Consider the following 20,612-nt stretch of genomic DNA (forward strand, 5'->3'; position numbering starts at 1 on the left):
ATGCTGTATCACGCCAGCGTTCTCGTCTTTCTCAAGGAAGGCGTCCTCGATACGCAGGGAAAGGCCGTCGGCGCCGTCCTTCACGATGCGGGACACGCGGAGGTCCGCGACGTCAGGATCGGAAAATACATCAGACTCAGGATAGAGGCCCCGTCGCTCGAAGACGCGACGCGTTCCGCCCGCACGGTCTGCGACGATCTTCTCGTCAACGGGATCATTGAGGAATTCACCGTCGACGTGCGCGAAGAGGACGACGCCTGATGAGAGCGACCGTCATCGTCTTCCCCGGAAGCAATTGCGACCGGGACGTCGGACACGCGATCCGCCTCGTTCTCGGAACGGAGACGGATTTCGTCTGGCACAAGCAGTCGCAGCTCCCTTCCGGGACGGATCTCGTCGTCCTTCCCGGGGGATTTTCCTATGGAGACTACCTTCGCTGCGGTGCCATGGCCGCCAGATCTCCGATCATGGAAGCCGTGTCACGCCACGCGGATTCCGGCGGACTGGTCGTCGGAATCTGCAACGGATTCCAGGTCCTGACGGAGTCCCGGCTTCTCCCCGGCGCACTCCTCGCCAACAGGTCGCTTCGCTTCATCTGCCGTCCATGCACGCTTCGCGTCGAACGGACGGATACTCCATTTACGCGAACGTTCCGGGATCATCAGATCGTCAGTTTCCCGATCGCGCACTACGAGGGGCTGTATTTCCTGCCACCGGACGAACTTCGCGATCTCGAACGACGTCGGCAGGTCGTATTCCGTTACGCGTCGCCGGACGGTCGCGTCGACGACGCGACCAATCCGAACGGAGCAATGAACAACATCGCCGGGATCGTCAACGAACGGGGAAATGTCCTCGGACTGATGCCTCACCCCGAACGCGCCGAAGACCTCCTGCTCGACCCCGAGACACGCTCCCGGCTCGGCGCAGATACGTTTTCAGGCAATCCCGACGGCACGGATTTCTGGAAGGGCGTTCGCGACTGGACGTACGGGAGGTCAGCGTGATGACAGACTTTAAAAAGGCGGGACTGCGTACCGACGAGTACGATTTCATCGTGCGGACCCTCGGAAGGGAACCGACCGAGACGGAACTCCGGATTCTCGGCGTCATGTGGTCCGAACACTGCAGCTATAAATCCACGAAGCCCCTTCTCAGGACGCTTCCGAACAAAAGCGAGCGCGTTTGGGCCGGCCCGGGCGAAAATGCCGGAATCGTGGATATCGGTCACGGATACGGCGTCGCCTTCAAGGTCGAAAGTCACAACCATCCGTCGGCCGTCGCTCCGTATCAGGGAGCGGCGACCGGCGTCGGAGGAATCATCAGGGACATACTCGCCCTCGGCGCGCGGCCGATTGCCTCGATGGACGGCCTCTTCTTCGGCGACCCATCGCATCCGAGAACGCAATCCCTTTCGACCGGCATCGTGAGCGGCGTCGCGGGATACGGCAACGCCGTCGGAGTTCCCACCGTCGGCGGCAAGACGATGTACGACGGCTCGTATTCCGACAATCCGCTTCTGAACGCGCTCTGTCTCGGCATCGTCCGCAGAGAGGACGTCATCAGCTCGAAAACGGCCCGCCCCGGACAACTCGTCGTCATCCTCGGGTCGAAAACGGGACGGGACGGCATAGCGGGCGCCGCGTTCGCATCCGTGGAACTCTCGGAAGATTCGAAGGCGAGCAGACCTTCGATCCAGATCGGTGACCCATTCATCGAAAAGCTCCTCATCGAGGCATGCCTCGAACTGCGCGACAAAGGGCTCATCGTTTGCATGCAGGATATGGGAGCCGCGGGAATCACGTCTTCGAGCAGCGAAATCGCCGCGAAAAGCGGCGTCGGAATGGTCGTCGACTTCGATCGAGTCCCGCTCCGGGCTGAAGGCATGCAGCCATGGGAAATAGCCCTCTCCGAATCGCAGGAGCGGATGCTTCTCATCGTCCTGCCCGAAGATTACGATTCGGTCGCACACGTCGCGGAACACTGGGGACTCGACTGCGCCGTCATCGGCAAGGTCACTGAGGGCGACCGTTACGTCGTGCGGTGGTACGGAGAGGAAATCGTTTCCCTTCCCGCATCGCTGATCGTCGACGATTGTCCCGAAGCGCACTGGGAAAGCCGATCTCCCGACTACGAATCCCGCAGGGTCTCCAGCCACGCGGAAACCGCACCGACGGGAACGAATCACGCGGACGCTCTCCTGGAAATCCTCTCGTCGCCCTCCACGGCTGACAAGAGTTGGATATACGAGCAGTACGACTCCATGGTTCAGACCAACACGATCGTCGGTCCCGGAGCGCCCGTTTCCCTTCTGAGAATCAGGGAAAACGGCAACATGCTCGCGGTTGCTCTGGAGTCCGAGCCGTGGAAGTGCCGGCTCGATCCGTTCGAGGGCGGCGCGGAATCCTTTGCCTGCGGCATTCGCGCGGTATCGGTCGCCGGAGCGGCCGCAATCGGCGCTACGGATTGTCTCAATTTCCCATCTCCCGAAAAACCCGAGCAATACTACGAGCTCTCGGAAGTCGTCAGAGGAATCGCCTTCTGCGGAAAAGAGCTTCAGTGTCCCATCGTTTCCGGAAATGTCAGCCTCTACAACGAGAGCGCGTCCGGCGCCATCCTCCCGACACCGGTCATCGGCGTCGTCGGACTGATCGAAGCGCCGCTTTCCTGGATTCCCTCAGGCAACTGGAAGGCAGGGGACCTGGTGTATCTCGTCGGACGGCCGGAGGGATCCCTTTCCGGAAGCCGTTATCAGCAAACCATTTCCGGCTCCGTTCCCGGACGCCCGGTCCGGTTCGACGCGGAAGCCGAACGGCTGTTCTGCTCCCGCGCGCGCGCCACGGCAAGGGAACGGTGCGCCCGGAGCGGACGGGCGCTGGCAGGGGGGGGGCTTTCGGTCGCTCTCGTCCATGAAGCGCTCGCGAGCGGCATCGGTGCCTCCATCGACCTCCCTGCGGTCCTGGATACGCTCGGTACCCTTTTCGGCGAGGGAGGACCGCGCGCCGTCTACGCTGTCTCCGATCGTATGTCAGGGACATTCGAGGAACTCTGGCGCGGGTTTCCCTGCTTCCGCATCGGTGTAGCCGGAGGCGACTCTCTCAGGATCGGCGAACTGATTACGCTCACCCTTGGCGATATGGGAAGCGCGTTCCGTTCTTCCGCTACGATCTCCGGAGGACATAACTGAGATGTGCGGCGTGTTCGGCGCGTACTCCCCGAAGGGAAACCCCGTTCTCGAGGAAGTCTATCTCGGTCTGTACGCGTTGCAGCATCGCGGTCAGGAATCTACCGGGGTCGCGTGGATCGGAGACGACGGACGGATCGCGTCAATAAAAGGAAACGGCCTGGTCCACGCGGCGCTGGACCAGGGCGACCTCGCCCGCCGGTCCGTTCACTGCGCGATCGGTCACGTCCGCTATTCCACGTCGGGAGGATCCGATCTTGCGAATGCGCAGCCCCTCATCTCGACGACGTCCAGAGGCTCCGTCGCGGTCGCCCACAACGGAAATCTGACGAACGCGGAAGGGCTCAAGACAATGCTCGAGAGCCGCGGAGCCATTTTCCAGTCCACAACGGACACAGAGGTCATCCTTCATCTGGTGGCGCACCAGCCGCACAAGCGCCCGATCGACGCACTCGTCGATTCCCTGACCCGCCTCGTCGGCGCATATTCCCTCACGCTTCTCATCGACGACACGCTCGTGGCGGTCAGAGATCCGTGGGGATTCCGCCCGCTCGTCATCGGCAAACGCGGTGACGTGTGGTACGTCTCGTCCGAAACGTGCGCTTTGGATCTTGTCGGCGCGACGACGATCCGTGATATCGACCCCGGAGAGGTCGTCGTACTTGGACCGGATGGTCCGAGATCGCTCCGGATTCCGATGGAAACGCATACGCATCGTCTCTGCTCCTTCGAGTTCGTCTACTTCGCGCGTCCCGACAGCGTTATCGAGGGCAAGTCCGTGTATGCCGTCAGAAAGGAACTCGGCCGGCGTCTCGCACGAAAAGGTCCCGCGACCGGAGCCGACATCGTATCGGGTATGCCCGACAGCGGAACGATCGCTGCGATGGGGTTCGCACAGGAGAGCGGTCTTTCCCACGAAACCGCGGTCGTCAGGAACCGATACGTCGGACGGACATTCATCGAGCCGACGCAGCGCGTTCGGGAACTGGGTGTCCGCATCAAGCTCAACCCCATCACGGGGGTTCTCGCCGGAAAATCGGTGGTCGTCGTCGACGATTCGATCGTCCGGGGAACGACGTGTCAGAGGATGATCACGATGATCAAGTCAGCGGGGGCATCCGCCGTTCACATGCGCGTCTCCTCGCCCCCCGTCCGCTTTCCCTGCTACTATGGAATCGATACTCCGACACGCGTCGAGCTCGCGGCCGCACGGATGAACGTCAGGCAACTCGGGGCGGAGGTCGGGGCGGATTCGCTCGAATATCTCCCGGAGGAAGATCTCGTCGAGGCGATCGGCCTCGGCGAAAACGGAGTCTGTACGGCTTGCTTCTCGGGAAAATATCTTGAAGAGGGAGGAGATGTCCGGGATGTCGCTCTATAAGGATGCAGGCGTCGATATCGAGGGAGGAGATCTCTGGGTCGACGTGATCAAACGGATCGTTTCGAAGATGCCATCGGATCCGCGAGCCATCGGAGGAATCGGAGGATTTTCCGGTCTGTATCGCGTCGACGGGGACCTGCTCATCGCGGGGTGCTGCGACGGCGTCGGGACGAAACTCGAAGTCGCGAAGATGGTCGGCGAATACCGCGGACTCGGACAGGACCTCGTCGCGATGAACGTGAACGATCTCGTCACCTGCGGCGCCCGTCCGCTCTTCTTCCTTGACTATATCGCCTGTGGGCGTCTCGACGTCTCTCTCATGTCGGCGGTGGTCGAAGGGATCGCCGACGCATGTTCTCAGAGCGGGTGCGCCCTCCTCGGAGGCGAGACGGCGGAAATGCCGGGAGTCTACCCGGCGGACGGGTTCGATCTCGCGGGATTTGCCGCAGGCATGGTCCGGGAGTCGGACGTCATCGACGGAAGCCGGGTTGGAAAAGGCGACGTCCTGATCGGCCTCGCAAGTTCGGGAATTCACAGTAACGGATTCTCGCTCGTCCGGAAGGTCCTCTTCGGAGACAACTCGTACGACGTGTCCGCAACGATCGATCCTCTCGACGAACCCCTCGGACGCGCGCTCATCCGCCCGACGAGGCTCTACGTCAGGCAGGTCCTCTCCCTGGCAGGAACCGGAAAAATCAGGGGAATGGCGCACATTACGGGCGGCGGACTTTACGGCAATATCATCCGCGTCATCCCCAAAGATCTCGACGTCGACATCGATTACGCATCGTGGAAACGCCCGGCGATATTCGACGTCATCGCCGGGACGGGCGTCGACGAGCAGGAAATGCGCCGGGTCTTCAATCTCGGGATCGGATTCTGTCTCGTGGTCGCGAAGGAGGACGCCGAAGAAATCCTTCACCGCTGCGGAGCGCTCGGCGAGATGGCGACCATCATCGGTACGGTCACAGCATGACGGAACGGATCGCGATTCTCATTTCCGGACGGGGGACGAATATGGAAGCGATCTTCGACAGGATCGCCTCCGGCGATCTCGATGCATCGGTCGCCTTCGTCGCGTCGGATTCGCCGGCCGCCGCAGGACTGAACAAGGCTTCATCCCGGGGTATTCCGGCGCACGTTCTCCCGTACGACCGGGGAAAGGCGGAGGGTGAACGGGATCTTCTCTCCCTCTGCCGGGAAAATGCCGTGACATGGATCGTCCTCGCGGGATTCATGCGGATCCTCTCCCCGGATTTCGTTTCCCGATTTCTCCATCGGATCGTCAATATCCACCCGGCGCTTCTTCCCGCATTCCGCGGGGCCCACGCGATCGAAGACGCGTGGAAGGCGGGGGTCCGACTCACCGGCGTCACGGTCCACCTCGTCGACAGCGGGACCGATACGGGCCCCATCCTTGCGCAGCGAGCGGTCCCCGTACACGACGACGATACGCCCGAAACGCTCGAAGAACGGATTCACGGAACGGAGCACGATCTCTACTGGAACACTCTCCGGGGTCTCTTCTCCGGCGGCCTCAAGCCGCTCTCGAGATAAAGGGACACATCCCGCGACACTACCGATTCTCTTCCGAAAGGAGAGGCAAACATGAAAAAAACCGCTTTGCTCTCGGTTCACGACAAGACGGAGCTCGAAGCGCTCGCGAAGGCCCTTTCCGAAAGAGGGTACGACCTGCTGTCGAGTTCAGGCAGCGCGGCGCGAATCCGCGAATCCGGACTTCCCGTCAGGGAGGTCAGCGACCTGACCGGATTCCCGCACATCATGGAGGGACGAGTCAAGACGCTTCACCCGAAGATCTTCGGAGGAATTCTCGCCCGGCGGGGACACCCGGTGGACGAGGCCGACGCTAAACGCCACGATATTCCCATGATAGATATGGTCGTGTGCAATCTCTACCCCTTCGAGGAAACCGCAAAACTCGACTCGTCACTCGAGGATCTTCTCGACAATATAGATATCGGCGGCGTCTCCCTGATCCGAGCTGCCGCGAAGAACTACAGGAACGTCGTCGTGCTCACCGACCCGACGGACTATGCGCTCGTCGTCGAAGAGATCGACGCGGAGGGGGACATCACCCTTCCAACACGGCAACGTCTCGCGCTCAAGGCGTTCCGAAAGACATCGGGGTACGACGCGACGATTCACGACGGCCTCTCGGACGCGCTTGGGGTCGAACGCGACGTTCTGCCCGAGGAAAGCGTCATGCGTCTCCGGAAGGTCATGCCTCTCCGGTACGGCGAGAACCCGCACCAGTCGGCGGCGCTCTACGAACCCGTCTTTTCGGACATGCCGTTCGACGTCCTCGGAGGCAAGGAGATTTCCTACAACAATATCCTCGACATCGACTCGGCGATGCGCGGACTCGCCATGCTGGGATCGTCGTGTGCCGCGCTCGTCATCAAACATACGACCCCGTGCGGCATGGCCGTCGGAGCGACGCCTCTCGAGGCGTACGAGAAGGCCTATTCGTGCGATCCGCTTTCGGCATTCGGCGGCATCGTCGGCGTTACCCGGACCGTTGACGCCGAACTCGCCAGGGCGGTCGCGTCGCACTTCACCGAAGTCATCGTCGCCCCGTCGTTCACCGACGAAGCGATCGAACTCATCAGGACGGAACGCCCCGCGCTCCGCCCCGTCCTCTGGAAGGGAAGACGCGTCTCGCCCTTGCAGATGACCGGGACCTGGGGCGGCGTTCTGATGCAGGAGGACAGCCTCCCTCCTCTTCCCGATCCCGCTAAGGGCGAATGGATCGGAAAGGAACGCAACGACCGCTGGGAAGACCTCATTCTCGCATGGAAGATCGCCGCGCTTTCCAAAAGCAACTCGGTCGCTCTCGTCCGGGACGGAAAGGCCGTGGGCATCGGAATGGGCTTCTGTAGCCGCGTCTACGCCGTGCGCTTCGCCATCGAACAGGCAGGGGAGGCGGCGAAGGACTCCGTCATGGCGTCGGACGCGTTCTTCCCGTTCCCGGACGGGATCGAGGCGGCGGCGGAAGCCGGCGTCGCGGCGATCATCCAACCAGGCGGATCCGTCCGGGACGCCGACGTTATCGAGGCGGCCCGGAAGCTGTCCGTCAGCATGTTCCTGAGCGGACACCGAACCTTCCGTCACTGAGGATTGGAGGTCTCTTTCCATGAATATCCTTCTTCTCGGAGGCGGCGGAAGAGAACACGCGATCCTTCGCGCTCTTCTGAAATCGAAGGACGTTTCGCGGATCGATGTCGCACCGGGGAATGCCGGAATCTGCATGGAGGCGATCTGCCACGACGTGAATCCCGTCGATACCCGCGCCGTTCTCTCCCTTGCTGAAACGTTTCGTCCGGACCTCGTTCTGATCGGTCCGGAAGCTCCGCTCTGCGCGGGGATCGCCGACGATCTCCGCAGCGCGGGGTTCGCCGTCTTCGGCCCGGGCCAGCAGGGAGCGATGCTCGAAGGAAGCAAGTGCTTCGCGAAGGCCTTCATGCGCCGACACTCAATTCCCACGGCGGATTTCGATATCTGTACGTCGCGCTCAGAGGTCTCCGCGGCAATCGCGAAACGTCGTCCGCCATTCGTCGTCAAGGCGGACGGACTGGCGGCGGGAAAGGGGGTCATCGTTGCCGAATCTCCTTCCGACGCGGAAAAGGCGGCCGCGGCGATGCTCTCGGGATCTCTCGGGAACTCGGGAAAGACGCTTCTCGTCGAAGATTTTCTGCCCGGCGACGAACTGACCCTCCTGACGATGACCGACGGAGAGACGCTGCGCGTTCTCGCTCCGAGTCAGGACCACAAACGCGTGTTCGATCGCGACAAAGGACCGAACACGGGAGGAATGGGCGCGTTCGCCCCCGTTCCGTGGCTGACGGAAACTATGAAAAACGAAATCAATACCCGCATTCTTTTACCGACTATTCTCGGACTTCAATCCGAAGGAATTCCCTATCGCGGCGTCCTGTATTTCGGACTCATGATCGACGCGAACGGATCCCCGAGTGTCGTCGAATACAACGTTCGTTTCGGCGATCCAGAGACACAGGTCGTCCTTCCTCTGTTCGGGGGAGATTTCGCTCAGGCGGTTTCCGCATGTGCCTCCGGGAAGCTCGGAACCGTCCCGTGGAACATCTCGCCGGGCTACGCGGTCGATGTCGTTATCTCCTCCGGCGGTTATCCGGGAACATATGAGACGGGACTCCCGATCCGGGGAATCCGCGAAGCGGAATCATCCTGCAACGTTTCGGTGCTTCATGCCGGAACGGCGCTTCGCGACGGAAGGGCCGTCACGTCCGGAGGGCGCGTTCTCAACGTCGTCGCGACGGGCGACACCCTCGATGACGCCCGCGAGCGCGCCTACCGAGGAACGGGGTGCATCGCGTTCGACGGAATGCATTTCAGGACGGACATTGCCCGGAAAGAGCGACTTCATCAGGAAAGGAGGTAATGACATGAACGGAACACCACCGAAGGTCGGCATCATTCTCGGCTCGGCAAGCGACATTCCGTTCGCAAAGACGATTTCGGAAACACTGGAGCTTTTCGGCGTCGGCCATGAAGTAACGGTTTCTTCCGCACACAGGACACCGGACGCTACGGTTCGCTATGCCGGAAACGCGATGTCCCGGGGAATCGGGGTTCTCATCTGCGTCGCGGGCTTATCCGCCGCCCTGCCCGGAGTCGTCGCGGCGCACACGCCGCTGCCGGTTCTGGGCGTCCCGGTCCCGGCAGGGTCGCTCGGCGGACTCGACGCATTGCTTTCTGTCGCGCAGATGCCCCCCGGAGTTCCCGTCGCCTCGCTCGGCATCGGAGGAGCGAAGAACGCGGCTCTTCTGGCGCTCAGGATTCTCTCGCTCGGGGATGAACGTCTCCTCGCAAAGCTGACGAAATGGACCGAAAATGAGGCGGAGAAGGTCGCCAGATCGCGAGCATCGATCGAAGACCTTCCGTCAGCGCCGGAGGACGCGTTCCTGTAGACGCAGAAATACCCTTTGATGAAAAGCGAACGGGGAGAGACCGGACTACCGTCTCTCCCCGTTGATTCGTATTCCCTCAACGCCACTGAACGTCCGTCGGATTCGTCAGTTGGATTTCGTCGCAGAATCGGGCGTTCCGATCTTTCCTCCAGCCTGGGGGACTCTCTCCGCATTCGGGGAAGACGACGCGGCGACTTCATGCGTATCGCCCGTCTTCGTTTCGCCGAGAAGCATCTCCTGGAAGCGCACAAGTTCTGCGAGCTCGCGGAGCTCCATTTGTTTGCCGCGAAGCTCTCTCTTCAGGTAATCAGCGTGCCGCTTCGCCTGGAGTTCAAGACGCTGGGTCTGATCGCTGTAGGAACCGACAGACATCTTCAGGGAAGCAACGTCGTTCGTGTTTGACTCGGAGATCTGCTTGAGGGACGCGAACTCGGCCTCCATCGATTTCACCGAAGCGAGCGCAGCCTCGATCCGTTTGCCAAGATCGGCGGTCTTCGTCACGATGTCGCGATTCGCGAGTTCAATTCTCTCCTCAACCTTGTTCCAGAGTGTGTTCAGGATCGAGATTCCGATGGCGAACGCGAGGAACCCCGTAAGCAACGCGCGTTTCCTCGATCTTCCGCTTCCGGTCGCTACAGTGGCGGCCGCCTTCGGTGCCGCGTTGACGGATACCCCGCTTTCGTTCATACCCTCGCAGAAGCACTCGTATTCAGTCGTGATGATACCCTCCTTCTCATCGATTCCGGCTGTCGCCGCTTCATTGCCTTTTTCCACCTGGCGCACATCTCCTTCCCTCCGCGCAGAGACGGGCGTCATCTTCTCAGATGCGCGGAAAAATACCCTATGGCCAATAGTACACCAATCCACGCAAATTTCAAAGAACCGCTGAAAAAAGCGCCGACACGTTCCTTTCCGAAAAGCGCAATTCCTATAAGAACGAGAAATCCCGCCGACATAAGGGCAATGATCGTCAATCTTTGCAAAGGCGACTGCGGATGCGGACCGGGCATCGTTTTCCATCTCCCTTCGCGCGCTATTGTACAAAAAAACGGAGGGGGTGTCCCCCCTCCGTTTCGACCGATGCCTCTCAAAGGCAGGGAATCTCGATCGGAACCTGTTTCTGATGCACCTGTTGCCACGTCCTGATCGGAAGCCCCCAGATCCTGATGAAACCGACCGCGGCGTTGTGGTCGAAGGCGTCGCCTTCGGAATACGTCGCGAGGTCGTGCTTGTAGATCGCATTCGTGGATTTCATCCCGCAGACGACAGCCTGTCCCTTGAAGAGGCGAACCCTGACGATTCCGTTCACGTACGCCTGTGTCTCGTCCACGAACGCGCCGATCGCGTCCATGAGCGGCGAGAACCAGTACCCTTCGTACGTCAGTTCGGCAAACTTCGTCTCAAGCAGTTTTTTGCACGAGATCACCTGCTTGTCGAGAGTCATGGTTTCGAGAGCTCTGTGCGCCGCGAGAAGCGTCATCGCCGCCGGACACTCGTAGACTTCACGGCTCTTGAAGCCCACAAGACGGTCTTCGATCATGTCGATCCGTCCGACGCCGTGACCTCCGGCGATCTTGTTCAGCGCTTCGATCATCGCGACGCCGTTCATCGCTTCTCCGTTGAGGGCAACCGGAAGCCCCTTTTCGAACGCAATCTCGACGAACTCCGCCGTATCCGGGGCCTTCCCCGGAGCGACCGTAATATCGAACGCGTCCTCGGGCGGCTCGTTCCAGGGATCCTCGAGCGCTCCGCATTCGATCGATCGCCCCCACATGTTCTCATCGATGCTGTAGGGCGATTTGGCCGTGATCGAGAGCGGAATGCCGTGTTCCTTCGCGTAGGCGATCTCCGCCTCGCGACTGAAATGCCAGTCCCGCACCGGGGCAAGCACCTGAAGTTTCGGATCGAGCGCGTTCGTGCAGACTTCGATCCGTACCTGGTCCTGTCCCTTGCCGGTGCATCCGTGGGCAACAGCAACGGCGCCTTCCTTTTTCGCTATGGTCGCGAGCGTCTGCGCGATCAGGGGCCGGGAAAGCGCCGAGTTCAGCGGGTAGGTTCCCTGATACATTCCGTTGGCCTTGAGTGCCGGCCAGACGAACTGATCCACGAACTGCTTCCGGAGATCCATGATGTACGCCTTGACAGCTCCGCTGTGAAGCGCCTTGTTCTTCGAAGCCTCGAGATCGACTTCCTTCTGGCCGACATCGGCCGTCATCGTGACAACATCGTATCCCTGTTCCGTGAGCCACATCGTCGCCACGGACGTATCCAGACCGCCGCTGTACGCGAGAACTACCTTTCCTTTGTCGCCCATCTGCAATCCTCCCCTGATTTCGAACGATAAAAGGCCCGTCCCTGAAGGGACGGGCCTTGCCCGCGGTACCACCCATCTTGGCGACATGAAGTCGCCCTCTCGTCCTGCGTTCCTTCATGGCCTTGCGGCCTTTCTTCGGAACAGGCTCACGGACACGTTCCCCACCCAGTAACGAAAGGGTTCGCAGCCTGGACCCTTCTCTCTGGACGCACACAGGCGGGTACTCCTCCCGTTCATCGCCTTTACGACATTTGTGGGTATTATAGCACGGAATAAACTATTGTCAACTGCCGATCTGGACTATGATAAAAAGTTTATTGTTTCGACTCCGGTTTCCCGGAGCCCGTCGAGAGACGGGAAGTGTGTCATATCCATATGGATCGGCGTCACCGAGACATAGCCGTTCGCGACGGCCCAGACGTCGCTCCCTTCCTCTTCGAGTCTGTCGGCGGGGCGGCCCGACACCCAGAAGCAGAGCGTCCCCTCCGGAGAATTCAGCGACGAAACCTTTTCCTCGTACAGGCGGACGCCCTTCCGGGTGACGCGTACCCCCCTGATATCGCCAAGCGGAAGGTTCGGAACGTTCACGTTCAGCAGAAGACCGGGATGGAGGAAGAAGCGGGAAAGGAGCCGGAGGATTTCCGCGCAGACGCGGCCCGCCGACTCGTAATGCGACGTATGCTCCCGCTGTCCGCAGTTCAGGGAGACCGCCAGCGCCGGTTTGCCGAGGATGGCGCCTTCCATCGCCGCGGAAACGGTTCCGGAATATGTCAGGTCGTCCCCGAGATTCGGCCCGCGGTTGATTCCCGAGACGACGATCTCCGTCTCCGGCGCGATCGTTTCGACGCCGAGGACGACACAATCGGACGGCGTACCGTCGCAGGCAAGGAGGTCGAGTCCGGGAACATACGCCCCCCTTTCGTGGGGAGGTCTGAGACAGATCGGCCGGGTAAGCGTCACGGCGTGTCCGATGCTGCTCCGCTCGCGGTCGGGAGCGACGACGTGGACCTCATGTCCGAGGGAGAAAAGGGTATTCGCACACGTCGTTATTCCGGGAGCGTGAATACCGTCGTCGTTCGTCAGAAGCACTCTCATGGCGTCTTCCCGGAACTAAAAGAGAATGACTCGCAGGAGAAAGAAAACGATCGGATTCATGATCGCCTGGATGACGCCGAGGGAAAGCAGGATGATCAGGACGAAAAAACCGTAACGCTCGAGCCAGAAATACTTTTCCATCAACGACGGCGGCAGGAACGTATAGACGATTTTCGATCCGTCGAGCGGTGGGATCGGGATGAGGTTGAAGACGGCAAGACCGACGTTGATGATGACCATGAGCACCATGAACTGGCCGAGAGCCGGAATACGAAGGAACGGGTACGGAAGCAACCGCACCACGAGTCCACAGACGAAGGCGGTGAGAAGATTTCCGGTCACCCCCGCGATCGAGACCAGAAAGATGTCTCTTCTGGGATTCCTGAAGTATCTCGGATCAATCGGAACCGGTTTCGCCCATCCGAAACGAAAGATGAGAAGCATTACCGCTCCGATCGGGTCGAGGTGATCCATCGGATTCAGGGAAAGGCGGCCGCGCAACTTGGCCGTCGGATCGCCGAGACGATAGGCCATGTATCCGTGGCAGAATTCATGAAAGGTGATCGCCCAGAGGACGGCCGGGATGCTGAGAAGCATCTCCGACAGGTTGGGAAACTGGAACACGTTCTCTCACACTCCTTGTCGACGTCGGATAGGTACCCAGAACCCAGCGGATTTCGTCCTCCCTCGAAACGAGGATATTGTCCAGAACGAGCGTCCGCAGAAATTTGAGGAGTTCGCCGATCCACGGCCCTTCCCGATACCCTATCTGTATCAGGTCTCCTCCCGTCAGTGACGGCCGACGGTGCCTGAGGTTCTTCAGGAAAAGGAGAATTCGGCGCCTCATATGCCAGCGGTCCGTCGCCGCACTCCAGTAGAGCGCCGGAACCGGATGAACATTCTCGAGAAGCTCGACGATCCGGGAGTTCTTCGGAGCGATCTTTCCGCCAAGCTCCTTTTCCATCTGCGTCAGTCCCACGAGGGATTTTACTACAATTCCACGTTCCTTCCGCGTCAGATTGAGGCGATCCATCGCGAAACGCTGTACCGGTTCCGTCGATTCCGAAAGAAGCGCCGTGAGAAACGCAAGCCACTCAAGTCCCGAGAAGTCGGGGAACCCTTTCGGGATTCTCGAAAGAAAGACCGTGAGTCTCCTGACTCTCAGGAAACACCCGGGCTTCAGACAGATCCCGGGGAAGATCGATTCCCAGAGTCCGAGCTCCTCCATCCTCCGGCATGCCGGAAGGGGATCGGATTCTCGAAGCGTGATCTCGAGCTCGCTCTTCAGGCGGAATCCCGACAGCTTCGCGAGCAGTCCTCCGCGAACGCAGCTCGTCAGGAGGCGCATCGAGTTCCCCTCGAAGTTCAGGGAAAGGCGCTTTTCCAGACGCACACCTCTCAGAACCCTCGTGGGATCCTCGACGAAACTCAGATTGTGGAGCACGCGGAGCAATCGCGAGGAAAGATCTCTCCTGCCGCCAAAGTAGTCGAGGAGTTCCCCCCACGAAAGCGGGTTGATGGATACTGCCATCGCGTTGATCGTATAGTCGCGCCTGTAGAGGTCGTGCTTCAACGAGTCACTCGAGACGGTCGGCTGCGCTGAGGGAAATTCGTAGAATTCCCGCCGCGCCGTCGCGATGTCGATCTTTTCGCCGGAATCGAACAGGATGGTTCCGGTTTTGTACCGTTCGTGGACCGAGGTCCGGCAATTACATTCATTCCCGAATGCCCCGACGAGAAGCGTCGCATCTCCCTCCACGACGATATCGATGTCGATTCCCCTTCGTCCGAGCAGAATATCGCGGACTGTCCCTCCGACGATGAACGCCCTCATCCCCATCTTCCCGGCGTGCGCGCCGATCTGCCAGAGAAGCGACTGGACGTGTTCGGAGAGCACCATTTCTATCGAGTCGGCGACGTTTTCCTTCCACGGAAGGGCCGCATCCTCGCGTTGTTCAGCCTTCGGGACCGAATACGGGTACAACGCGCGGATCAGGTCCGTTCTCGTGATGATTCCGACGAGCCGGTCGTCTTCCATGACGGGAAGCCTGCCGATGTTGTGAATCACGAAGAGTCGGTGAGCCTCCTGGATCGAGGCGTTTCCGGATATCGTCCGGACTCCTTCCGTCATGAACTCCCGGACCTGCGCGAGCCCGTATCCGTGAAGATGGGCCTTGTCGAGGTCCTTTCTCGTGATGAGCCCGACGAGATCGCGGGCATCGACGACAGGAAGGGCCGCATGCCCGTAGCGGATCATCGTCCGGTACGCGTCGTTGACGGACGAATCGGGAGCGACGGCAAGGACGGGGCTCGTCATGTAGTTCGATACGCATTCCTTTGCCGGGATTTCACTGTCGAGGACGCATTCCATGGAAGAAAGCAGCTTTTTCGGGTCGGCATTGTGAAGCGTTACCGAAGCGGCCTGCGGATGTCCGCCGCCGCCGAGCGGGGCGAGCAGGCGGGCCGCATCGATCGTGTCCTCGTGGCTCCGCGCGACCAGATAAGTTCTCTGTCCCATTCTGGCGGCGGCCAGGACGACATCGGCCGAGAAATAGTCCCGGAGCCTGTGTACGAAGAGCGAGAGCCCGTCGATGTACGACGGAAGATCCGCATGGGAAAGAACGACGCGGACTCCTCCGCGAAAGCTCTCCCGCGCGTTTTCGATCAGAGTGTCGAGAAGCTTCCGCTCGGGCGGAGTATAAGTCATCTCTATCGAAGAGGGGACGGACGTCATGTCGGCACCGAGCGTCCTGAGATGCGCCATCGCCTCGAAATCTCGCGGTCCGGTTCCTCCGAACGTCATTCCTCCGGTATCCTCATAGATTCCTGTGGCAAAGAGCGTCGCTTCCTGGGGAGAGATGGGGATTTCCTTCCGCAACAGGATTTCCACCATGAGGGTTGTCGTCGCTCCGACCGGTTCGATGCATGCGAACTCCGCATCAATATCGTCGCATGAGGGAGGATGGTGATCATAAACGTGGACCCTGACTCCATCCCGCGAAGCGACCTCGGCAAACGGCCCGATTCTCGACAGCGACCGCGCGTCGACAACCACGAGGAAATCGATATCCCTCAAACGCACCCGACGCGGCGTCAGGATATCCCACCGCCTCTGGTTCTTCGCGAGAAAATTGCGAACGGTCCTGCCGCTCGCTCCCGCCATACAGAGAACGGCTCCCGGATAGAGCTTCGAAGCGGCGACCATCGCCGCAAGCGAATCGAAATCGCTCCCCATGTGGCTCGTGATGACTGTCACGTCCCGAGCTCCTTCAGAATCAGTTTTCTGGACCGGCATGAACACCGGCGAACTCCTCCAGCCCAGACGGAACCGTCTCCAAATTCACCCGCGACCTCCTCTATTCGTCGCATCCGGGTTTCTTCCGTCACGAAGAAAATTCCCGTCCGGCGATCGACGTATTCGCGAAGCGAGATCGCCGTCGCGAGACGCTCCGCGAGAATTCTCTCACCGAAGGAACGGGCTCCGGCCTGATCTCCGAAGGCGGCTTCTCCCGCAACGATCCGGGCAAGAGGCAACAGCGTCGCCCAAAGCTCTCGGACCCGGGTTTCGAGATCTTCCATCTCTCCGTCGTTTTCAATCAGGAAGTCGGCTTTTTTTCGTTTCTCCTCCCGCGGAAGAAGGAACCGCTCCCTCCGGGAAAGCTCGGTCTCGTCGAGCCCGCGGAAAGTGTTCCGCCTTCCGCGGACTTCTGCCGGAGCGCCGACGTACACGGTTCCGTCCGCCCACCAAGGAAGGGGGCTTTCGAAGAGAAGCGGCACTTCGACGAAAACGATCCCCTCGAGCTTCGCGAGTCGCGACTCGATTTCGACTCGAACCAGCGGGTGCAGGAAGTCGCACAGCCACCGGTACTCGATGTCGGAAGAAAAAAGTTCTCGCGAGATCGCCTTTTTGTCGGCGCGGCCGTCGGGGGAAACGACGGCGTTTCCCCATCGAGTTTTCGCCGCTTCGAGGACGAAGGATCGCTCCCAGAGGTCACGGACGATCGAGTCAGCGTCAAGCGCTACCGCTCCATGTCCCTCGAAGAGCCGGCAGACCGTGCTCTTACCAGCCCCAACGTCTCCCGCGATACCCAGGACGAACATCGCCCCGTTCCTCCTCGCTACGATCCTCGACAACCTTGTACTGGTCCGGAATCTCCCAGAAGAAACGGGAATACCCGTTCCTCATCGTACTTCCGAAAAGCCGTCTGCTCTTCGCGCCGCTCATGTTCAGGCGCTCTTCGGCACGGGTCATTCCCACGTAGCAGAGGCGGCGTTCCTCCTCGAGAGAGTCCTGGACGTCGAGACTGCGGAAGTGGGGGAAGATCCCCTCCTCGAGACCGACGAGGAAAACCACCGGGAACTCGAGCCCCTTTGCGGCGTGGAGCGTCAGGAGGTTCACCGAGTTTCGGTCCGACATGTCCGTCGTCTCGAGATCCGTGAAAAGCGACGCCTCCGCGAGCATTTCGGAGAGATCCCCACCCGACGGGACAAGGGAGGTCAGCTCCCTGACGTTCTCGACGCGATCTTCCCACGTCTCGCTTTCCTGTTCGCGAAGAAACTCCGCGTACCCGAGATCCTCGAGAATATACGCGATGATCTCGCCGACATCCCGCGATCGCTCAAGAATCGCAGCCATGTGGGTCGCCAACTCCGACGCCCCGAGAGCGGCCTTGGATGCAAGCCCGCTCTTCCCTTCCGAGACCAGTCTCCAGATATCGGAAGGGGGAAGGGCGGGAAAGGAAAGGATGGTGTCCGCCAGCTTCTCGAGCGATTTTTTCCCGAGTCCGCGTACCGGAACGTTTCCCGCCCTCATGAGCGATACGCGGTCCAGAGGGTTGGCCGCAAGCCGCATGAACGAAAGGACGTCCTTGACCTCCTTTCGCTCATAGAACGCGGTTCCGCGGATAACACGGTAGGGAACCAGATTCTCCATGAGTTTCTGCTCGTAGATCCGGCTCATCGCGTTGATGCGGTACAGGATGGCGATATCGCCGAAGTCATAATGTTCCCTGTTGTGAAGGCGCAGGATCTCGGATACGAGCGACGTCGCCTCCACGGTTTCATCGGGTGCGAGCAGTACGCGGATCCGCTCTCCGCTGTCACGGACGGTCCAGAGTTCCTTCTTCCGGCGATTCGAATTGCCCAGTATGAGCGCATTCGCCCCTGCCAGGATGTTGCCCGTCGATCGGTAGTTCTGGTCGAGGACGCAGACTTTCGCCGGGGGGAAATCCTTCTCGAAGTTCAGGATCATGGACATATCCGCGCCGCGCCATCCGTAGATCGACTGATCCGGATCCCCGACGACCATGATGGCCCCCCTCTTGCCCGCCAGATATCGCAGGAGTTGATACTGAATCCGGTTCACGTCCTGGTATTCGTCCACAAGGATCCATTGGAGCCTCTGTCGCTCCCGCTCCCTGACGCCGGCGTCCGCCACGAGAAGGTGGAGCGGCAATACGAGCAGATCGTCGAAGTCCAGCGCGTTATGCTCCCGCAGGCGCTCCTGGTATCTCTTAAAAACCGGGCCCGTGACGGAATCGATCAGACCGGGCGGAGGCTGCATATCCAACGGATTCATTTCGTTCTTTATCCGGGAGACGTTCTCGAGGAGTGTCGCCGGTTCGATGTCTTTCGAGTCGAGATTCAACTCCGTCATGATATCTCTGATGAGTCCCTTCGTGTCTCCCCGGTCAAAGACGACAAATCCTTTTCTGACTCCCGTGCTTTCGAGCGCTTCATGGTTCCGGAACAGGAACTTGAGCCCGAACGCATGGAACGTGCTGACCTGTATCATCCGGGAGATCGGCCCGACCAGCTGCTGAACGCGTTCGGACATCTCGCGGGCGGCCTTGTTGGTGAACGTGACGGCGAGGATTCCCTGAGGAGAGGCTTTTCCCGAAGCGATCAGGTACGCGATCTTGTGCGCGAGAACGCGGGTCTTGCCGCTTCCCGCCCCGGCAAGGACAAGAAGCGGCCCTTCACAGTACGAGACCGCCTCCCGTTGTCTCGGATTGAGACGTTCAAGGATTGAATCGACTTCCGTCATGCGTTTCGCTTCTCCTTCAGCCACCGTCGCAATAGCGCGATCCATGCGTCGATTCCTTTCCCCGAAAGCGGCTCCACCATCAAGAGCGGAATTCCGGGATTCAGCCGTTCGAGGTCGCTCTGGTACAGGTCCATCCCGAACGGAACGTAGGGCAGCAGGTCCGTCTTCGTCAACAGGACCGCCTTCGCCTGGGAAAACAGCAGAGGATACTTGAGGGGTTTGTCCGCCCCTTCGGGAACGCTGCTGACCGCAACCTTCATATCCTCCCCGATGTCGAACTCCGCCGGACACACGAGATTCCCCACGTTCTCGACGAAAAGAACGTCGATATCCTCAAGCGGCAGCGATTCCAGGGCGCGGGAGACGAGGTGCGCCTCGAGGTGACACCCTCCGTCCGTGTTGATCTGGACGGAGGGAACTCCAAGCGCGGCGATCCTCTCCGCGTCCCGCGCAGTGGCGATGTCCCCCTCGATGACGGCGCATCTGAGATCCGGGGCGCTTCTGATCGTCGTTTCGAGGAGCGTCGTCTTTCCCGATCCGGGGGATCCGATGATATTGACGTACAGGCGGCCGTCCTGCCTCATCCGCTCACGGATCCTTCGGGCTATCGCCTCGTCCGCTTCCATCACGGACTGTCGAATCGTTATGACTCGGTTCATCATGCTGCTCCACCTCCATTGATTCTATTTCAAGCTCCATGCCGGAGTGCGTCGTCACATCCCGTCCACCGCACTTCGGACAGACGAAGGCGATGGCCTCCTGACCCTCCCATTCGGCGCCGCACGCCGGACAGGAAAAACGCAGTGGAATAACGGTGATTTCGAGAGTCGATCCGGAGAGCGACGTGTTTTCCGTTGCTACTTCGTACGCAAAGCGCATGACGTCCGGAATCACCTGACGCATCCGCCCGATCCGCAACCGGACCGAACGGACCTTTCCCTCGATGCCGTATTCGGAACACATCGGCAGGAGGCTGTCAAGAATCGCTTCGACGAGCGACAATTCATGCATTCCGTCCCCTCCCGGCAAAAAAAGGGGGCCCGGTCGGGCCCCCCGGAATCCGACGATCGTGGAAGAAAGGTCTATTCGTTCGGCTCGATCAAACCGAATCCGCCGCTCTTCCGACGATAGACGACGTTCACGGACGCGGTCTCCACGTTTCTGAAGACATAGAACTCGTGTCCCAGAAGATCCATGTGCATCGCCGCTTCCTTCGGCGTCATAGGACGCAGAGAGAACTTCTTGACCTTGACGATCTCGTCGGTGCTCTCCTGCGGTTCGGCTTCCTGCGGCATTCCCTCGATGTTGAAGGAAATGTCGTGGGTCTTGAGCTGGGCCCGGTCCGTAAGGAAACTCTTGTGTCGTTTTATCTGTCGTTCTATGTTCTTGAGGGCTTTGTCGAACGCCTTCCTCATGTCGGAGGCCTTCTCTTCGCCGCGCATGATCACTCCGTTTGCGTTCGAGGTAATTTCCACGTTGTACACTCCACGACCGAAGGAGACGACCACCTGGTTGTCAAGAATCTTGCTGAAGAACTTTTCGAGTTTCGAAAGCTTCCCCTGCATGTACGATTTGTACTCCTCGGAGACTTCCGTTCCTCGGGTAACAAAGCGCATGTCCATTTC

Annotated in this window: 19 protein-coding genes and 1 other annotated feature; of the genes, 9 read left to right on the forward strand and 10 right to left on the reverse strand. The window is 60.1% G+C overall.

The genetic code is table 11. The features are described from left to right. From purS to purE, 9 genes are read left to right on the forward strand one after another with little or no spacing between them, the layout of a single operon-like run. Positions 1–261 carry a phosphoribosylformylglycinamidine synthase subunit PurS gene (purS, locus tag ACZ5IU_RS00185; RefSeq protein ID WP_464419329.1) on the forward strand — a complete coding sequence of 87 codons (261 nt, stop codon included), beginning with the start codon at positions 1–3 and terminating at the stop codon, positions 259–261. After that, on the forward strand, positions 261–1,007 hold the full coding sequence (gene purQ, locus ACZ5IU_RS00190; RefSeq protein WP_464419331.1) for a phosphoribosylformylglycinamidine synthase subunit PurQ: 747 nt from the start codon (positions 261–263) through the stop codon (positions 1,005–1,007). Before purS ends, purQ begins: the two co-directional genes overlap by 1 nt. Continuing rightward, complete coding sequence (purL, locus tag ACZ5IU_RS00195; RefSeq protein ID WP_464419333.1) at positions 1,007–3,187, forward strand: phosphoribosylformylglycinamidine synthase subunit PurL; 2,181 nt, start codon at positions 1,007–1,009, stop codon at positions 3,185–3,187. Before purQ ends, purL begins: the two co-directional genes overlap by 1 nt. A gap of 1 nt (position 3,188) precedes the next feature. Further along, positions 3,189–4,565, forward strand: a complete 1,377-nt coding sequence (gene purF / locus ACZ5IU_RS00200) for an amidophosphoribosyltransferase (RefSeq protein WP_464419335.1) — start codon at positions 3,189–3,191, stop codon at positions 4,563–4,565. Next, positions 4,552–5,541: a phosphoribosylformylglycinamidine cyclo-ligase gene (gene purM, locus ACZ5IU_RS00205; RefSeq protein ID WP_464419337.1), complete on the forward strand. Its 990-nt coding sequence runs from the start codon at positions 4,552–4,554 to the stop codon at positions 5,539–5,541. The genes purF and purM overlap by 14 nt, the downstream gene beginning before the upstream one ends. Further along, on the forward strand, positions 5,538–6,122 hold the full coding sequence (gene purN, locus ACZ5IU_RS00210) for a phosphoribosylglycinamide formyltransferase (RefSeq protein WP_464419339.1): 585 nt from the start codon (positions 5,538–5,540) through the stop codon (positions 6,120–6,122). The genes purM and purN overlap by 4 nt, the downstream gene beginning before the upstream one ends. 51 nt (positions 6,123–6,173) lie before the next feature. Next, complete coding sequence (purH, locus tag ACZ5IU_RS00215) at positions 6,174–7,700, forward strand: bifunctional phosphoribosylaminoimidazolecarboxamide formyltransferase/IMP cyclohydrolase (RefSeq protein WP_464419341.1); 1,527 nt, start codon at positions 6,174–6,176, stop codon at positions 7,698–7,700. Positions 7,701–7,719: 19 nt separating this feature from the next. Beyond that, positions 7,720–9,003, forward strand: coding sequence for a phosphoribosylamine--glycine ligase (gene purD / locus ACZ5IU_RS00220; RefSeq protein ID WP_464419343.1), 1,284 nt, complete (start codon positions 7,720–7,722; stop codon positions 9,001–9,003). Between the two features lie 4 nt (positions 9,004–9,007). Further along, a complete protein-coding gene (purE, locus tag ACZ5IU_RS00225) occupies positions 9,008–9,532 on the forward strand; it encodes a 5-(carboxyamino)imidazole ribonucleotide mutase (protein ID WP_464419345.1) in 525 nt (174 codons plus the stop codon). A 105-nt stretch (positions 9,533–9,637) separates the two neighbouring features. Here purE and ACZ5IU_RS00230 read toward each other — a convergent pair whose 3' ends face one another. The 10 genes from ACZ5IU_RS00230 to hpf all read right to left on the reverse strand — a co-directional run bounded on the left by ACZ5IU_RS00230 (position 9,638) and on the right by hpf (position 20,609). Beyond that, entirely contained in the window at positions 9,638–10,306 is a 669-nt protein-coding gene (locus tag ACZ5IU_RS00230) for a hypothetical protein (protein WP_464419347.1), read from the reverse strand. Positions 10,307–10,619: 313 nt separating this feature from the next. Next, positions 10,620–11,846, reverse strand: a complete 1,227-nt coding sequence (locus ACZ5IU_RS00235) for an argininosuccinate synthase (protein WP_464419349.1) — start codon at positions 11,844–11,846, stop codon at positions 10,620–10,622. Between the two features lie 42 nt (positions 11,847–11,888). Beyond that, positions 11,889–12,092, reverse strand: a binding site (T-box leader). Positions 12,093–12,146: 54 nt separating this feature from the next. Beyond that, the gene (surE, locus tag ACZ5IU_RS00240) at positions 12,147–12,941 is read right to left on the reverse strand and encodes a 5'/3'-nucleotidase SurE (protein ID WP_464419351.1); all 795 of its coding nucleotides are present in this window, start codon (positions 12,939–12,941) and stop codon (positions 12,147–12,149) included. 15 nt (positions 12,942–12,956) lie between these two features. Then, positions 12,957–13,538 carry a site-2 protease family protein gene (locus ACZ5IU_RS00245; protein ID WP_464421768.1) on the reverse strand — a complete coding sequence of 194 codons (582 nt, stop codon included), beginning with the start codon at positions 13,536–13,538 and terminating at the stop codon, positions 12,957–12,959. Then, positions 13,492–16,197, reverse strand: a complete 2,706-nt coding sequence (locus tag ACZ5IU_RS00250) for a CBS domain-containing protein (protein WP_464419353.1) — start codon at positions 16,195–16,197, stop codon at positions 13,492–13,494. Before ACZ5IU_RS00250 ends, ACZ5IU_RS00245 begins: the two co-directional genes overlap by 47 nt. After that, complete coding sequence (gene coaE, locus ACZ5IU_RS00255; RefSeq protein ID WP_464419355.1) at positions 16,194–17,042, reverse strand: dephospho-CoA kinase; 849 nt, start codon at positions 17,040–17,042, stop codon at positions 16,194–16,196. The genes ACZ5IU_RS00250 and coaE overlap by 4 nt, the downstream gene beginning before the upstream one ends. Beyond that, positions 17,002–18,987, reverse strand: a complete 1,986-nt coding sequence (locus ACZ5IU_RS00260) for an ATP-dependent helicase (protein ID WP_464419357.1) — start codon at positions 18,985–18,987, stop codon at positions 17,002–17,004. Before ACZ5IU_RS00260 ends, coaE begins: the two co-directional genes overlap by 41 nt. Beyond that, complete coding sequence (gene hypB / locus ACZ5IU_RS00265) at positions 18,984–19,649, reverse strand: hydrogenase nickel incorporation protein HypB (RefSeq protein ID WP_464419359.1); 666 nt, start codon at positions 19,647–19,649, stop codon at positions 18,984–18,986. The genes ACZ5IU_RS00260 and hypB overlap by 4 nt, the downstream gene beginning before the upstream one ends. Beyond that, positions 19,576–19,998: a hydrogenase maturation nickel metallochaperone HypA/HybF gene (locus tag ACZ5IU_RS00270; RefSeq protein WP_464419361.1), complete on the reverse strand. Its 423-nt coding sequence runs from the start codon at positions 19,996–19,998 to the stop codon at positions 19,576–19,578. The genes hypB and ACZ5IU_RS00270 overlap by 74 nt, the downstream gene beginning before the upstream one ends. Before the next feature lie 71 nt (positions 19,999–20,069). Continuing rightward, on the reverse strand, positions 20,070–20,609 hold the full coding sequence (gene hpf / locus ACZ5IU_RS00275) for a ribosome hibernation-promoting factor, HPF/YfiA family (RefSeq protein WP_464419363.1): 540 nt from the start codon (positions 20,607–20,609) through the stop codon (positions 20,070–20,072). Positions 20,610–20,612: the final 3 nt, after the last annotated feature.

This window comes from Lactivibrio alcoholicus, assembly GCF_055390895.1.

Coding starts and splice junctions, on each gene's coding strand:
- purS (WP_464419329.1), top strand. CDS start 1: ATGCTGTATCACGCCAGCGTTCTCGTCTTTCTCAAGGAAGGCGTCCTC.
- purN (WP_464419339.1), top strand. CDS start 5,538: ATGACGGAACGGATCGCGATTCTCATTTCCGGACGGGGGACGAATATG.
- purD (WP_464419343.1), top strand. CDS start 7,720: ATGAATATCCTTCTTCTCGGAGGCGGCGGAAGAGAACACGCGATCCTT.
- coaE (WP_464419355.1), bottom strand. CDS start 17,042: ATGTTCGTCCTGGGTATCGCGGGAGACGTTGGGGCTGGTAAGAGCACG.
- ACZ5IU_RS00235 (WP_464419349.1), bottom strand. CDS start 11,846: ATGGGCGACAAAGGAAAGGTAGTTCTCGCGTACAGCGGCGGTCTGGAT.
- hpf (WP_464419363.1), bottom strand. CDS start 20,609: ATGGACATGCGCTTTGTTACCCGAGGAACGGAAGTCTCCGAGGAGTAC.
- purF (WP_464419335.1), top strand. CDS start 3,189: ATGTGCGGCGTGTTCGGCGCGTACTCCCCGAAGGGAAACCCCGTTCTC.
- purQ (WP_464419331.1), top strand. CDS start 261: ATGAGAGCGACCGTCATCGTCTTCCCCGGAAGCAATTGCGACCGGGAC.
- surE (WP_464419351.1), bottom strand. CDS start 12,941: ATGAGAGTGCTTCTGACGAACGACGACGGTATTCACGCTCCCGGAATA.
- purM (WP_464419337.1), top strand. CDS start 4,552: ATGTCGCTCTATAAGGATGCAGGCGTCGATATCGAGGGAGGAGATCTC.
- purL (WP_464419333.1), top strand. CDS start 1,007: ATGACAGACTTTAAAAAGGCGGGACTGCGTACCGACGAGTACGATTTC.
- purE (WP_464419345.1), top strand. CDS start 9,008: ATGAACGGAACACCACCGAAGGTCGGCATCATTCTCGGCTCGGCAAGC.
- hypB (WP_464419359.1), bottom strand. CDS start 19,649: ATGATGAACCGAGTCATAACGATTCGACAGTCCGTGATGGAAGCGGAC.
- ACZ5IU_RS00260 (WP_464419357.1), bottom strand. CDS start 18,987: ATGACGGAAGTCGATTCAATCCTTGAACGTCTCAATCCGAGACAACGG.
- ACZ5IU_RS00270 (WP_464419361.1), bottom strand. CDS start 19,998: ATGCATGAATTGTCGCTCGTCGAAGCGATTCTTGACAGCCTCCTGCCG.
- purH (WP_464419341.1), top strand. CDS start 6,174: ATGAAAAAAACCGCTTTGCTCTCGGTTCACGACAAGACGGAGCTCGAA.
- ACZ5IU_RS00245 (WP_464421768.1), bottom strand. CDS start 13,538: ATGCTTCTCAGCATCCCGGCCGTCCTCTGGGCGATCACCTTTCATGAA.